Below are 13,848 nucleotides of genomic sequence, written 5' to 3'. Positions count from 1 at the left end.
CATGATCGATCCCCTGCGTGACCTGGCCTCTCTACGCGAAGCCACCGACCGACTCCTCACCGCAGTCACCGCGCTGGACGACGGTGACGCCGCCCGACCCTCGCGGCTACCGGGCTGGAGCCGCGGCCATGTGCTGGCCCATCTCTCCCGTAACGCCGACGCGCTCGTGAATGTTCTCGAGGGCCGCCCGATGTATGTCAGCGCCGAGGCACGCGAGGCGGACATCGAGCGGGACGCGCCCCGGCCTCTCGCGGCCCAGCTCGCCGACGTACGCGAGTCCGCCGCCCGCTTCCAGGATGCGGGCGCGGTCCCTGCCGACTGGGGCCGCACCGTCGAGCTGCGCAACGGCATCACCGACGCCGCGGCCCGCGTCCCCTTCCGCCGTCTCGTCGAGGTGGAGCTGCACCATGTCGACCTGGACATCGGCTACGAGCTGGAGGACCTGCCCGAAGAGTTCACCGACCGGGAGATCGCCTTCCTCGCCGAGCGGTTCTCCGGCCGCCCGGACGTCCCGCCGACGCGGATCGTGGCGAGCGACCGGCCCGCCGATGGCGGGGACACAGTTGCCAAGGACGCGGGCGACTGGCACACGGGCGGCACCGACGGCGCCCCGGTGACGGTCACAGGACCCGCCCCCGAGCTGCTCGGCTGGCTCGCGGGACGCCGCGACGGAGCGGGTCTGGACACCGCCGGCGCCCTGCTGCCGAAGCTGCCCCCGCTATAGGCTGAGTCCATGACGTACAGCGGAGTGGTGAAGGTCGGCGGCCGGGCTGATGTGCACGAGTTGACGTCTCTGATGATCTCCAAGGTCGCGGTCGGCCCGATGGACAACAACAGCTATCTGCTGCGCTGTCGGACCACCGGCGAACAGCTGCTGATCGACGCGGCCAACGAGCCCGAGACCCTGCTCCATCTGATCGGCGACGACTCCATCGCGTCCGTCGTCACCACCCACCGCCACGGCGACCACTGGCAAGCGCTGGCCGAGGTCGTCGAGGCGACCGGCGCCCGCACGTATGCCGGACGGTACGACGCGGAGGGCATCCCCGTCCCGACCGATGTGCCGGTCGCGGACGGGGACACGATCCGGGTCGGCCGGGTCGAACTGACCGCCCGTCATCTCGTGGGACACACCCCCGGCTCGATCGCGCTGGTCTACGACGACCCGCACGGTCCGCCGCACGTCTTCACCGGCGACTGCCTCTTCCCGGGTGGGGTCGGCAACACCTTCAAGGATCCCGAGGCGTTCGCCAGTCTCATCCACGACGTCGAGACGAAGCTCTTCGACGTGCTGCCGGACGAGACCTGGGTCTACCCGGGCCACGGCAAGGACACGACACTGGGCGACGAGCGGCCGCATCTGCCGGAGTGGCGGGAGCGCGGCTGGTAGCGCGGGCGAGCCTCAGCCGGGCCGGCAGCTCACCCGCCGACTGCATACGCCACCTCTCAACCGGTCCGGCAGCGCACCGGTTCCGTACGCCGCCCTCAGCCGCCGTCCAAGGACGGGACGTCGCTCGGCCCCAGGTCGTCGAAGCGGGCCGCCACCGTCGGCGGCAGCGGCCCCAGCCGCAGCAGCCCGGTGACCAGCCGGGTGGTGAGCGCGTGCCAGGCGCCCGCCCGGCGGAGCATCGCATGGTCGCCGCCCGGCATCCGCAGCGCACAGGACTCGGCGCCGGCGGCCCGTGCCCTGACCGCCAGCTCCCAGGAGCCGCGCGGGTCCGTCACCCGGTCGCGGTCGCCGTGCACCAGGACGATGCGTTTGCCTGCCAGATGCTCCACCGGCTCTCCTTCAGGGCACCACGGGGCGAGGCCGACGACCGCCTCGACCAGGGGATGGCTCGCGGCGCGCAAGGCCGCTCGCCCTCCCATCGAGTGCCCGACCAGGACGACGGGCACGGGCCCTGTCAGCAAGGCCAGTTCGTCCAGGGCCTGCAGCGCGTCCTGGGCCGCGTCGGCGCGCGCTCCGTTCCAGCCGCGACGGCGGTAGCGGACCGCGCCGAGCACCACGTCGTCGTCGATGGTGGCGCGTGCGATGGCCCGGGCGAAGGGGCGCATCCGGGCCCCGGGCAGATTCAGCTGCGGAGGCGGCTCCAGCGCGTCGGCGCGGCCGCCGTGCAACAGCACAACGGCAGCCCGCGGCGGCTCGGCGGCCCGGTCGAGCCGCAGGGCGGAGGCGGGCAGGCGCTCCTCTTCCCGTGTGCGTATGGCTGTCACATCCAATCCAGTGTCCCCGGGCGACGGTGCCCGGCTACGCTCCGATCATGACGGAGCCCGCTTATCCTCCCAAGCCCCGCCCCGGCGACCGGATCGCCGTACTCTCGCCGTCCAGCGGACTGCCCGGTCTGCTGCCCCTGCCGTACGAACTCGGTCTCTCCCGGCTGCGGAACGACTTCGGCCTTGAGCCGGTGGAGTATCCGACGACCCGGAAGATGGGCTCGACGCCGCAGGAGCGCGCCGACGACATTCACGCCGCCTTCGCCGACCCCGATATCAAGGCGGTCGTCGCGAGCATCGGCGGGGACGACCAGATCACCGTGCTGCCGCTGCTCGACCGGGAGTTGATCCTGGCGAACCCGAAGCCCTTCTTCGGCTTCAGCGACAACACCGCACTGCACTGCTACCTCTGGAACACCGGAATCGTCAGCTATCACGGCGGAAGTGTGATGTGCGAGTTCGGCCGGCCGGTGGCCATGGCACCGCTGACCGCCGACTCGCTGCGGGCCGCGCTGTTCACCTCCGGTCCGTACGAACTGCGGCCCGCCGAACGGTTCGGAGTCATCAACCGCGACTGGGCGGACCCTGCGACCTTCGAGGCCGAGCCGGAGACCGAAGCGGGTGACGGCTGGATCTGGCACCGTCCCGAGACGGTCGTGGAGGGACGCTCCTGGGGCGGCAATCTGGAGATCCTGTCCTGGCTGCTGATGGCGGACCGCGAGATCCCGGCGGAGCTCTCGGCGTACGACGGCGGCGTGCTGGTCCTTGAGACCTCCGAAGAACTGCCGTCCGCTCAGGAGGTGTTCCGGATTCTGCGCAACATGGGCGAGCGCGGGCTGCTGCGGCGCTTCCCCGCGCTGCTGATGGGTCGTCCCAAGACCTGGTCGTTCGCCGAGCCGCAGGACGAGAAGGAACGGGAGCGGTACGCACGTGAGCAGCGCGAGTCGGTACTGCGGGCGCTGAGCACGTACGCGCCGGAGACGATGGCCGTGTTCGATGTCGACCTCGGACACACCGATCCCCAGCTGATCGTGCCGTACGGCGGGACGGTTCGCGTCGACGGGCCCGGTCGGCGCATCACCGTGACGTACTGATGGATCCGCGCAAGGTCGGGGTTCCCCTGACTGCTTGAGCGCCTTCGTCAGGACGGCAGCGTGGCCGTCACCACCAGCCCGATGGGGGCGCCCCTGCCGGGGAGGTGCCTCAGGCCTCGACGCTGTCCTTCTGAGAGCCTTCTGCCGAGTCGGCCGTCTCCGGTATCCCGGTCCCCCGGGCCGACTCCGCCGCTTCCCGCTCCGCCTGCTTCTTCGACGCGATCAGACTGGTGATCGTGGTGACGATCAGCACGCCGCAGATGACCGCCAGCGAGAGAGGAATGGAGATCTCGGGGACATGCACCCCGCTCTCGTGCAGAGCGTGCAGCACCAGCTTGACGCCGATGAAGCCGAGAATCACCGACAGGCCGTAGCTGAGGTGGACCAGCTTCCTGAGCAGTCCGCCGATCAGGAAGTACAGCTGGCGCAGACCCATCAGCGCGAAGGCGTTCGCGGTGAAGACGATGTACGGATCCTGGGTCAGGCCGAAGATCGCGGGGATGGAGTCCAGCGCGAAGAGCACATCGGTGGTGCCGATGGCCAGCATGACCACCATCAGCGGCGTCAGCACACGCTTGCCGTTAGTGCGTATGAAGAGCTTGGTGCCGTGGTACTTGTCGGCGACGCCGAAGCGGTTCTCGATGGACTTCAGCAGGCGGTTCTCCTCGAACTCATCCTCCTCGTCGTCGGAGCGCGCCTCCTGGATGAGCTTCCAGGCGGTATAGATCAGGAACGCGCCGAAGATGTAGAAGACCCACGCGAAGCTGGCGATGATCGCGGCGCCTGCGGCGATGAAGATGGCGCGCAGGACCAGGGCTATCAGTACGCCGACGAGCAGCACCCGCTGCTGCAGACGGGACGGCACCGAGAACTTCGCCATGATCAGCACGAAGACGAAGAGGTTGTCGACGCTGAGCGACTTCTCGGTGATGAAGCCCGCGAAGAACTCGCCCGACATCTGGCTGTTGCCGAAGATCAGCAGGCCGAGACCGAAGAGGGCGGCCAGCACGATCCAGACGACGGTCCAGATTCCGGCTTCCTTGATCGACACGTCATGGGGCTTGCGCCCGATGAAGAAGTCGACTGCGATCAAGGCGCTGAGACCAAGAATGGTCAGCGCCCACAGGGTGAATGAAACGTCCACTGCGCCTCCGGCGTCGTACGGCTACTGATCAGCGTCGTCGCTGCCGGAGGTCTCCTCCACCCGCCGCGGCCTCTGCCGCCACGGGCCGGCGCCCCGGGACCGATGTCGGTCCGTACTGACGGGAACGCCGCAGCCGGGAGTACTCCCCTCCGCCCAAAGAACGGTACAGGAAACCCCAAGGGAAGGTAAAGAGCTTGGTAAAGCGAACTTCAAGTACGCAGGTCAGCGCCGCCAGTCGCGACGGGCGGCGACCATCTGGTCCAGCACCTGGCGGAGCACGGCACTGCCCGCCGGTACGGTCAGCGGCTCGTACGTCCAGGCGTGCCGCACCCATGGATCGGCCAGATGATCGTCCGGGACCGGCGTGAGGCGCAGCAGGGAGCGCCACAGCGGGTCGAGGACCGGGCCGTACGCGCTCGCGTCCTCGCGGTCCGCGACCATCATCAGATGGACGCCGACCGCCGGGCCCTCGTCGGCGAGATAGCGCAGCTGGTTGACCGCCCGGTCGTCGAAACCGTGCGGGAAGTCGTTGACGATCAGCAGCTGCTCCCCCGTGTCCAGATCCGGCGGCAGCGCGTCGGCCGCGCCGCCGCGCACCGCCATCGTCACCAGGTCGACCCGCTGGGTGAGCTTGGCGAGCGTGGCGCTCACGCCCTGGGCGCCGGCCGCGGGCGGCCCGGCCAGGGCGCCGGACTCGACCAGCGGGGCAAGGGAGGCGGCCGCAGCGCCCGCCGGGTCGATGACATGGATGGAGAAGTCGCCCGGCGGGTAGACCGCCAGCAGCCTGGCCGCGTGGGCGACGGCGGAGTCCATGGCCAGCCTGCGCAGCTGTGCGTCGTCGAGCGCCATCGCGGCCTCGGAACCGGCGCGTCCGCTGTCCACCCACAGCCCGCGCTCCAAGGGCAGCCGCACCAGCAGCGGGATGCGCAGCTCGGGACTCTCGGGCAACTGGAGATCGCCGAGGCGCACCGCCATCGGGACCTCCATCGGGACGCGGTAGGCGTGCCAGACGGGGTTGTCCCAGCGGGCGAACGCGGGCGGCAGGGCGGGCTCGACGACGGCCGACTCGGCGGTGAGCTGGGCCAGGTCCCGGTCGAGGGCCTGGCGGGCCTGGTCGGTCAGCTGCTCGCACTTCGCGCGGGCCGCTTCGCGGGCCGCCTCCCCGGCGCCGCCGATGCGGCTGCGCGGGTCGGACAGCGCCTGGTCGAGCTCCTGGTCCATCCGGGTCTCGGCGAAGTCGACGGCGCTGCGGTACGCGGCGACCGCGCGGGCCAGATCCTCGAACATGCCCCAGATCTGGTTGTAGAGCCGCTCCTCCATGGACCAGCCGGTGGCGTCGCCCGCGACGGGCGGGGCCGGCTGACCGGGCTGGGCCGGTGGTGCTGCCGGGGGCGGCGGCGGAGGCGCGACGGACTGCCGACGCGGATGCGAATAGTCGATGGGCCCGCCCGGTGCCGGCGGAGCGTCGGGCGTGGGGGTCTGCTGTGGACCTGTGGAGCCGGACTGCTGGCCGGGGGTCGAGATGCCGTCGGGAAGCGTGGCGTCCGGCCCGGGCGCGGCCGTCTGGTCGGGACGCGGCATGTCCGGCCTGATGTACGCGCCGTCGGCGGCGCTCGTCCGCAGCTGTGCCGGTTCCGCCCGCGGCGTGCGCAGCGTCCCCGCCGACCCGTGGATGTCCGCGGCCCTCTCCGGGGCGGTGGCCAGCCCCTGGTCGGCCAGCAGCTGCGCGAGTCCGCCCGCGTACCCCTGGCCCACCGCGCGCACCTTCCAGGCGCCCTGGCGGCGGTAGAGCTCGACCGCGACCAGCGCGGTCTCGCTGTCCAGGCCGGTGATGGTGAAGCTGGCCAGCTCGGCGTCGTCCCGGCCGGTGACGGCGACAAAGGGGGCAGCGGTGGCGCCGAAGTGGGCGGGGCCGCCGGGCCCTTCGGGGAGCGCGAGCAGCACATTGACCTGGTGCACCGCCTCCGGCACCGCATCCAGGTCGACGGTGAACCGGGGCGCTTCGGTGGCCCGCCGGGAGACCTCGACCCCGGGCAGCGTGGGAGCGCCGGGGTGCGCGATCCATTCGTCGCGTACGGTCCCCTGCGCGTCGGAGCAGGTGGCGCAGGCCACGACGGGGTGGCCGGCCGACACCCGGATCTCCACTCGGGTGTCGGGCAAGGGGTGGTTCTGCCCCCGGACCAGCTCGTCCGTCATCGCTCTGTCCCCTTCGGTGCTGTGCGGTGGTGGTGAGCGGGGCAGCTCCCGGCGGCCTGGTGCCGCCGGGAGCTGCATGTCTTCCGTACGAGCCGTGCTGCCGGTCCGTACGAGCCCGCGCCTACAGGTGCGGCAGGATCGCCGGCATCAGGTCCTGGAAGGTACGGCCGTTGGCGGGGTTGCCGAGGGCCGTCATCTGCCAGCCGCCGCCCACCCGGTGAACCTTCGCCATGATCTGCGCGGTGTAGTTGCCGCCGCCGTCCAGCGTGTAGCGGGCGAGCTCCTGGCCGTTGGTCTCGTCGACGATGCGGCAGAAGGCGTTCTGCACCTCCTGGAACGTCTGGCCGGTGAAGGAGTTCACCGTGAAGACGATCTGGTCGATGTGGACCGGCACGCGCTGCAGGTCGACGAGGATCGCCTCGTCGTCGCCGCCCGAGCCCGCGCCGCCGACCAGGTTGTCGCCGGTGTGCTTGACCGAACCGTCGTCGCTGACGAGGTGGCGGAAGAAGACCACGTCCACCGGCTGCTTGTCGGCGAACAGCACCGCCGACGCGTCCAGGTCGATCTCCCTGGTGCGCGAGCCGAAAAGACCGCGGCGCGGCGCCGCCTGCCAGCCGAGCCCCATCCGCACCGCGGTGAGGGTGCCCCCGTCGCTCTTCTGCAGGCTGATGGCCTGACCCTTGGTCATGTTGACCGTCACGCGCTGTCCCCTTCTCCCGAATAGCTGCCGCCCATATGTGCGGTTGTCCTGCACCCTACGCAGTGGCGCCAATGACGCAGCACAATTGGCTGGTTTTTGTGTCGGTCTTGAGACACACCACGGGGAACGCACCAGGTCTCCTAGGCGAGACCGGCCTCCTTCATCTGGCGCAGCTCCTTCTTCAGCTCGCTCACCTCGTCACGCAGCCGCGCGGCAATCTCGAACTGCAGGTCGGCGGCCGCGGCCCGCATCCGGTCGGTCATCTCCTCGATGATCCCCGCCAGTTCGGCGGCGGGACGGTCGGTGAGCACCTCGCCCTTCTTGCCTGCGCTCTTGCCAAGTGCCGGGACGGGGGCCTTGGCGCCCTTGCCGGGCTTCTCGGCCTTCGTCTGCCGGTAGCCGGTGCCGAGCAGCTCCTCGGTGTCGACCTCCTCGCGTGCGATGGTCGCGACGATGTCGTTGATCTTCTTGCGGAGCGGCTGCGGGTCGATGCCGCGCTCGGTGTTGTATGCGACCTGCTTCTCCCGGCGGCGGTTGGTCTCATCGATCGCTTGCGCCATCGCCGGGGTGATGGTGTCCGCGTACATATGGACCTGGCCGGAGACATTGCGCGCCGCGCGGCCGATGGTCTGGATCAGCGAGGTGCCGGAGCGCAGAAAGCCCTGCTTGTCGGCATCGAGGATGGCCACCAGGGACACCTCGGGCAGGTCGAGGCCCTCCCGCAGCAGGTTGATGCCGACCAGGACGTCGTACTCACCGGCGCGCAGTTCGCGCAGCAGCTCGACCCGGCGCAGGGTGTCGACGTCGCTGTGCAGATACCGGACCTGGATGCCCAGCTCCAGGAAGTAGTCGGTGAGGTCCTCGGCCATCTTCTTGGTGAGGGTGGTGACCAGGACGCGCTCGTTCTTCTCGGTGCGCTCGCGGATCTCGTGGACCAGGTCGTCGATCTGGCCCTCGGTGGGCTTGACGACGACTTCCGGGTCGATCAGGCCGGTGGGGCGGATGATCTGCTCCACGAAGCCGTCGCCGCGGGACAGTTCGTACTTGCCGGGGGTGGCGGAGAGATAGACGGTCTGGCCGATCCGCTGCTGGAACTCCTCCCACTTCAGCGGACGGTTGTCGAGCGCGGACGGCAGCCGGAAGCCGTGGTCGACCAGGGTGCGCTTGCGCGATGCGTCCCCCTCGTACATCGCGCCGATCTGCGGCACGGTGACGTGCGACTCGTCGATAACGAGGAGGAAGTCCTCGGGGAAGTAGTCGAGGAGGGTGTTGGGGGCGGAGCCCGGCGCGCGGTCGTCGAAGTGCATCGAGTAGTTCTCGATGCCGGAGCAGGAGCCGATTTGGCGCATCATCTCGATGTCGTACGTGGTACGCATGCGCAGCCGCTGCGACTCCAGCAGCTTGCCCTGCTTGTCGAGCTCGGCGAGGCGCTGCTCCAACTCGACCTCGATGCCGTTGACCGCCTTCTCCATGCGCTCCGGGCCCGCCACATAGTGGCTGGCCGGGAAGACGTACAGCGATTCGTCCTCGCTGAGGATCTCGCCGGTGAGCGGATGGAGGGTGGACAGGGCCTCGATCTCGTCGCCGAACATCTCGATACGGACGGCGAGCTCCTCGTAGACCGGGAAGATCTCGATGGTGTCGCCGCGGACCCGGAAGGTGCCGCGCGCGAAGGCCACGTCGTTGCGCGTGTACTGGATGTCGACGAAGCGGCGCAGCAGCTGGTCGCGGTCGATCTCTTCGCCGACCTGGAGGGGGACCATCCGGTCGACGTACTCCTGCGGGGTGCCGAGGCCGTAGATGCACGAGACGGAGGCGACCACGATCACATCGCGCCGGGTGAGCAGCGAGTTCGTCGCGGAGTGGCGCAGCCGCTCGACCTCCTCGTTGATCGAGGAGTCCTTCTCGATGTAGGTGTCCGACTGCGGGACGTACGCCTCGGGCTGGTAGTAGTCGTAGTACGAGACGAAGTACTCCACCGCGTTGTTCGGCAGGAGCTCGCGGAACTCGTTCGCCAGCTGGGCGGCCAGGGTCTTGTTCGGCGCCATCACCAGCGTGGGGCGCTGAAGCTTCTCGATCATCCAGGCGGTGGTCGCCGACTTGCCGGTGCCGGTCGCGCCGAGCAGGACGACATCCTTCTCACCGGCACGGATACGCCGGTCCAGGTCGGCGATGGCCGTCGGCTGGTCGCCGCTGGGCTGGTAGGAACTGACGACCTCGAAGGGCGCCACCGTACGTTCGATCTTGGAAACGGGCCGCATGGATCCACCGTACGACCCACCACTGACAACCGGGTCCCGGTCGCGGATCAGGCGGTCACCAGTCCCGGGCAGGGATCAGGCGGTGGTCACCAGTCCCGGGCACTCGGCGGCTCCCGGCGTGTGGACCGGTCGGCGGCCCAGCCCACGGGCGCCCTGAGCGGTCCCTGGGCCCGCTGGGCGGGAACCCCCGGCCGGCCGGGCTCCCCGTCGGCGGGCCGTCCCCAGTCCGGCTCGCCCATCACCAGCAGCGGATCGAACATCACTACCACCCCGGCGAGGAGCAGGAAGACCACCGGACCGACCATCATGGGCGCGAGCAGAGTGGCGGGCGAGTCCCCGGTGCCCGCGGAGCCCGCGGCTCCGTGCAGATGGACGCTGACAGCCGCCATGCCGGTGTAGTGCATGCCGCTCACCGCGACACCCATCACGAGGCTGGCGCCCAGGCTCGCCAGGAAGCCGTGGACGGACACTGCCGCCCACAGGGCGGTCGTGGCGGCGACGACGGCGATCACCACCGAGAGACAGACGGTCAGGGTGTCGTACTCGAGGCGTCCCTGCAGTCGCATTCCGGCCATGCCGAGGTAGTGCATGGAGGCCACACCGAGGCCCGTGATGGTGCCGCCGGTGACAAGAGCCATGGGGGTCGCACCGCGGTACCCCACTATGAAGATCCCGATGCCGACCATGACGATCGCGACAACAAGGCTGGCGAAGGTGGTCGGCCGGTCGTAGCCGATCGGAGCCTCGGCGACGGTGAAGCCCATCATCGCGACGAAGTGCATGGTCCAGATTCCGGAGCCGATCGCGAGCGCGCCCAGGGCGAGCCAGCCGGGCTTGAAAGAGCGCCGGTTGCGGACGGATCTGGTCGTGCAGCGCAGGCCGAGGGCGCCGCCGAGGCAGGCCGTGGCGTAAGCCGCCACGGGTGTGACGAGGCCGTAGGTGAATCCGTCGACAGTCCCCTGCATGCCGATACGCCCTTCGCTCCTTGTGATCCCCGTGATCCCCGTGATCCCTGACGGAACGTCTGGTCCGGGGGCGAGAGTATGGCTCTCGCCACGCCAAGCAAACAATTGAACAGAGATTTATCGACATGGAAACGGTCAGGTGATGCGTTCAGGTTCTGGCCATACTTCGCCTGTTCCTCGTTGGTTGTCGACTGTCACCCTCTGCCCGTCCGTAACCCGACGCCGTAAGGAGTCCAGGTGTACGCACGACCCGTCGCAGCAACGGCCACTGTCGTTCTGGGGGTCAGCTCACTGCTGCTGCCCGGCCCGGCGGTCGCGACCGCGCCGTTCGCGACCCGGCCGGCCGGCCGGCACTGTGAGCCCCTTGTGATCGCCCACCGCGGAGCCTCCGCGTATGCGCCGGAGAACACCCTCGCGGCCATCGACCTCGCCGCCGACATGGGCTTCGCCTGGATGGAGAACGACGTCCAGCGCACCGAGGACGGCGAGCTGGTGGTCATCCACGACGACACCCTGGCGAGGACCACGGATGTGGAACAGCGCTTCCCGGGGCGCGCGCCGTGGAAGGTCAAGGACTTCACCGCCGCGGAGATCGCGACGCTGGACGCCGGCAGCTGGTTCGGGGCCAAGTGGGCGGGGGCGCGGGTGCCGACGCTGAAGCAGTATCTGAACCGGGTCGACGACAACGGCCAGAAGTTGCTCCTGGAGATCAAGAAGCCCGAGGCGTATCCGGGCATCGAGAAGGACACTCTGCGGGTGCTGCGCGCACAGGGCTGGCTCGACCGCGCCCATGTCACGCACAAGCTGGTCGTCCAGAGTTTCGGCGCGCACAGCGTGCAGGCGGTGCACCGGCAGCGACCGGACATCACGACCGGCTTCCTCGGTACGCCCGCGGTCGCCGACCTGCCCGCGTACGCGGCCTTCACCGACCAGATCAATCCGACGCACACATCGCTCTCCGCGGAGTACGTGGCCGCGGTGCACGCGCTGAAGGGACCGCACGGCAAGCGGCTGCGGGTCAACACCTGGACGGTGAACGACGCGACGGGCACCGTGCGGGTGGACGGCTTCGGAGTGGACGGCATCATCACCAACAACCCGGACGTCGTACGGGACGCGCTGGGCTGAAACCGGCGCTGACCAGGCACGGGACCGGCACGGGACCGGCACTGTCAGTGGCCGGTCGTACGGTGGTCCGCATGAAGAGCTTCGAGTGGACCGTCGTGGGCACGGACATCGGACCGCTGCTCCTCGCCGCGACCGACGAGGGTCTGGTGAGCGTGGTCTTCCATGCCGACGCGGCGGTGCGGGACAAGGCGCTCGGGCGGCTGGCGGGCCGTCTTGCCGCCGAGCCGATGGAGGACTCGACGGGCCTGCTGGCCGAGCCGATACGTCAGCTGGAGGCGTATTTCGCGGGCGGGCTGCGACAGTTCGACCTGCCGCTGGACTGGTCGCTGTCCGGCGGGTTCAACCGGAAGGTGCTCGGGGAGCTCGCTGACGGCGTGCCGTACGGCTCGGTCGTCGGCTACGGCGATCTCGCGGCCCGGGTGGGCGAGCCGGGCGCGGCGCAGGCCGTGGGCGCGGCGATGGGGTCCAATCCACTGCCGGTGGTGGTGCCGTGCCACCGCGTGGTGGAGACGGACGGCGGGCTCGGCGGGTTCGGGGGCGGTCTGGAGACCAAGCGGAAGCTGCTGGCGCTGGAGGGGGTGCTGCCCGAGCCGCTGTTCTGACCGGAGGGCCGGACGAGCACCCCGACGGGCGGACCGGCGGGCGGCGGGGTCGGCGGGCGGGCGGCCCCGCGGACGGACCGGCAGGCGGCCGGGCACCGGCGAATGCGGTTTCGTACGCGCGTGCGGGCTGGCACACTGCGCCAGTGACCACCTGTCCTGACGCACCTGACATACCCCCTGCGCCCAGCACCACGGCCCCCGCCCCGGCGCACGCATCCGGGCCCGCGCAGTGACCTCGATCGACAAGGCTGCGGCCCTCGCGCCCGTTTCGGTGGACGAGCTGCCCGCGCTGCGGCGGCGTATCACCGCCGTGCTCATCGCCGGCCAGATCCTCGGTGGGCTCGGCGTCGCCACCGGAATCGCGCTCGCCACCGTGCTCGCACAGCAGGTGAGTGGGACAGAGGCGCTGTCCGGGCTGGCGCCGACCGCGACCGTGGCCGGGACCGCGCTGCTGTCCATGCCGCTCGCCGCGCTGATGACGGCACGCGGGCGGCGGCCCGGGATCGTACTCGCCTATCTGCTCGGCGCGTTGGGCGCGGGCGTGGTCGTGCTCGCCGCGGTCGTGGAGAACTTTCCGCTGCTGCTTGTCGGCATGGCCCTCTTCGGCGCCGCTTCGTCGGCAAATCTGCAGTCACGCTTTGCGGCCGCCGATCTGGCCGAGCCCGAGCGGCGAGGACGGGCGATCTCCAATGTCGTGTGGGCGACCACGATCGGCGCTGTGCTCGGCCCCAATATCGCCGCGCCCGCGGGCCGCAGCGTCGCCGGGCTCGGCATACCGCCGGCCGCGGGGCCGTTCCTCTGGGCGGCCGGGGTCTTCCTGATCTCCGCGGTCGTGGTTCTCGTCCTGCTGCGCCCCGATCCGCTGCTCACCGCCCGGGCGCTCTCCCCTGCCGACCGTTCGCCCGAGGGGCGCTCGCTGCGGGCCGGGCTGCTGGCCGTACGCAAGTCGCCGATGGCCCGGCTCGCCCTTGTCACCGTCGCCGTCTCGCACACCGCCATGGTGTCGATCATGTCGATGACCCCGCTCGCGCTCAGCCACCACGGCGCGGGCATCGAGCTGATCGGCCTGGTGATCAGCGGTCATATCGCGGGCATGTATGCCTTCTCGCCGGTCATGGGCTGGCTGGCGGACCGCATCGGGCGGCTCGCCGTGATCGGTCTCGCGGTGGGGCTGCTCTGCTCGGCCGCGCTGCTCGCCGGTACGGCGGGCCCCGCGCACGGACAGACCGCCGCCGGGCTCTTCGTGCTCGGTCTCGGCTGGTCGGCGGGTCTGGTGTCCGGTTCGACCCTGCTCACCGACTCCGTGCCGCAGCCCGCCCGCGCGGCCGTGCAGGGCCTGTCCGACCTGACCATGAACACATCGGCGGGCATCGGCGGCGCGGCCGCCGGACTCATCGTGGCGCAGGCGAGCTACGGCTGGCTGAACGTCGTCGGCGCCTGCCTGCTGCTGCCGATGGCGGCCCTCGCGGTACGCAGAGTGCTCAGCTGACGGGAGCATGCGACGAGGGCGGGGGCGGACCGCCTGCCCTCTTGCCCCGGTGCGG

The 13,848-nt window shown here is 70.3% G+C and carries 12 protein-coding genes; 6 read left to right on the top strand and 6 right to left on the bottom strand.

Annotated elements, in window-relative coordinates:
• Nucleotide 1 precedes the first annotated feature (1 nt).
• Nucleotides 2-724 carry a maleylpyruvate isomerase family mycothiol-dependent enzyme gene (locus tag OG729_RS30120; RefSeq protein WP_405809025.1) on the top strand — a complete coding sequence of 241 codons (723 nt, stop codon included), beginning with the start codon at nt 2-4 and terminating at the stop codon, nt 722-724.
• A 9-nt stretch (nt 725-733) separates the two neighbouring features.
• A complete protein-coding gene (locus tag OG729_RS30115; RefSeq protein WP_360873812.1) occupies nt 734-1,390 on the top strand; it encodes an MBL fold metallo-hydrolase in 657 nt (218 codons plus the stop codon).
• A gap of 95 nt (nt 1,391-1,485) precedes the next feature.
• Here the strand turns inward: OG729_RS30115 and OG729_RS30110 are convergent, their stop codons facing one another.
• Entirely contained in the window at nt 1,486-2,214 is a 729-nt protein-coding gene (locus tag OG729_RS30110; RefSeq protein ID WP_405809023.1) for an alpha/beta hydrolase, read from the bottom strand.
• Between the two features lie 47 nt (nt 2,215-2,261).
• On the opposite strand from OG729_RS30110, the gene OG729_RS30105 reads away from it, so the two are divergent.
• Nucleotides 2,262-3,308 carry a S66 peptidase family protein gene (locus tag OG729_RS30105; protein WP_405809021.1) on the top strand — a complete coding sequence of 349 codons (1,047 nt, stop codon included), beginning with the start codon at nt 2,262-2,264 and terminating at the stop codon, nt 3,306-3,308.
• 109 nt (nt 3,309-3,417) lie between these two features.
• Here OG729_RS30105 and OG729_RS30100 read toward each other — a convergent pair whose 3' ends face one another.
• The 5 genes from OG729_RS30100 to OG729_RS30080 form a co-directional block, all read right to left on the bottom strand.
• Nucleotides 3,418-4,452, bottom strand: a complete 1,035-nt coding sequence (locus OG729_RS30100; protein WP_405809019.1) for a TerC/Alx family metal homeostasis membrane protein — start codon at nt 4,450-4,452, stop codon at nt 3,418-3,420.
• 222 nt (nt 4,453-4,674) lie between these two features.
• The gene (locus OG729_RS30095; RefSeq protein WP_405809018.1) at nt 4,675-6,648 is read right to left on the bottom strand and encodes a TerD family protein; all 1,974 of its coding nucleotides are present in this window, start codon (nt 6,646-6,648) and stop codon (nt 4,675-4,677) included.
• 121 nt (nt 6,649-6,769) lie between these two features.
• On the bottom strand, nt 6,770-7,348 hold the full coding sequence (locus OG729_RS30090; RefSeq protein WP_360873824.1) for a TerD family protein: 579 nt from the start codon (nt 7,346-7,348) through the stop codon (nt 6,770-6,772).
• 140 nt (nt 7,349-7,488) lie between these two features.
• Complete coding sequence (uvrB, locus tag OG729_RS30085; RefSeq protein WP_405809016.1) at nt 7,489-9,609, bottom strand: excinuclease ABC subunit UvrB; 2,121 nt, start codon at nt 9,607-9,609, stop codon at nt 7,489-7,491.
• 86 nt (nt 9,610-9,695) lie between these two features.
• Nucleotides 9,696-10,574, bottom strand: a complete 879-nt coding sequence (locus tag OG729_RS30080) for an MHYT domain-containing protein (protein WP_405809015.1) — start codon at nt 10,572-10,574, stop codon at nt 9,696-9,698.
• A gap of 237 nt (nt 10,575-10,811) precedes the next feature.
• On the opposite strand from OG729_RS30080, the gene OG729_RS30075 reads away from it, so the two are divergent.
• The 3 genes from OG729_RS30075 to OG729_RS30065 all read left to right on the top strand — a co-directional run bounded on the left by OG729_RS30075 (nt 10,812) and on the right by OG729_RS30065 (nt 13,793).
• Entirely contained in the window at nt 10,812-11,702 is an 891-nt protein-coding gene (locus OG729_RS30075) for a glycerophosphodiester phosphodiesterase (RefSeq protein WP_405809013.1), read from the top strand.
• Nucleotides 11,703-11,773: 71 nt separating this feature from the next.
• Nucleotides 11,774-12,304 carry a methylated-DNA--[protein]-cysteine S-methyltransferase gene (locus tag OG729_RS30070; RefSeq protein WP_405809011.1) on the top strand — a complete coding sequence of 177 codons (531 nt, stop codon included), beginning with the start codon at nt 11,774-11,776 and terminating at the stop codon, nt 12,302-12,304.
• 229 nt (nt 12,305-12,533) lie between these two features.
• Entirely contained in the window at nt 12,534-13,793 is a 1,260-nt protein-coding gene (locus tag OG729_RS30065; RefSeq protein ID WP_405809009.1) for an MFS transporter, read from the top strand.
• Nucleotides 13,794-13,848: the final 55 nt, after the last annotated feature.

The organism is Streptomyces sp. NBC_00210, from assembly GCF_045160975.1.
Classification (GTDB): domain Bacteria; phylum Actinomycetota; class Actinomycetes; order Streptomycetales; family Streptomycetaceae; genus Streptomyces.
Note: the sequence above shows the minus strand (reverse complement) of the source record. Positions and strands in the feature narration are given on the sequence as shown.

What these genes read in the sequence shown, in the direction of transcription:
- OG729_RS30120 (WP_405809025.1), top strand. Translation starts at nt 2, where the DNA reads ATGATCGATCCCCTGCGTGACCTGGCCTCTCTACGCGAAGCCACCGAC.
- OG729_RS30115 (WP_360873812.1), top strand. Translation starts at nt 734, where the DNA reads ATGACGTACAGCGGAGTGGTGAAGGTCGGCGGCCGGGCTGATGTGCAC.
- OG729_RS30105 (WP_405809021.1), top strand. Translation starts at nt 2,262, where the DNA reads ATGACGGAGCCCGCTTATCCTCCCAAGCCCCGCCCCGGCGACCGGATC.
- OG729_RS30095 (WP_405809018.1), bottom strand. Translation starts at nt 6,648, where the DNA reads ATGACGGACGAGCTGGTCCGGGGGCAGAACCACCCCTTGCCCGACACC.
- uvrB (WP_405809016.1), bottom strand. Translation starts at nt 9,609, where the DNA reads ATGCGGCCCGTTTCCAAGATCGAACGTACGGTGGCGCCCTTCGAGGTC.
- OG729_RS30080 (WP_405809015.1), bottom strand. Translation starts at nt 10,574, where the DNA reads ATGCAGGGGACTGTCGACGGATTCACCTACGGCCTCGTCACACCCGTG.
- OG729_RS30070 (WP_405809011.1), top strand. Translation starts at nt 11,774, where the DNA reads ATGAAGAGCTTCGAGTGGACCGTCGTGGGCACGGACATCGGACCGCTG.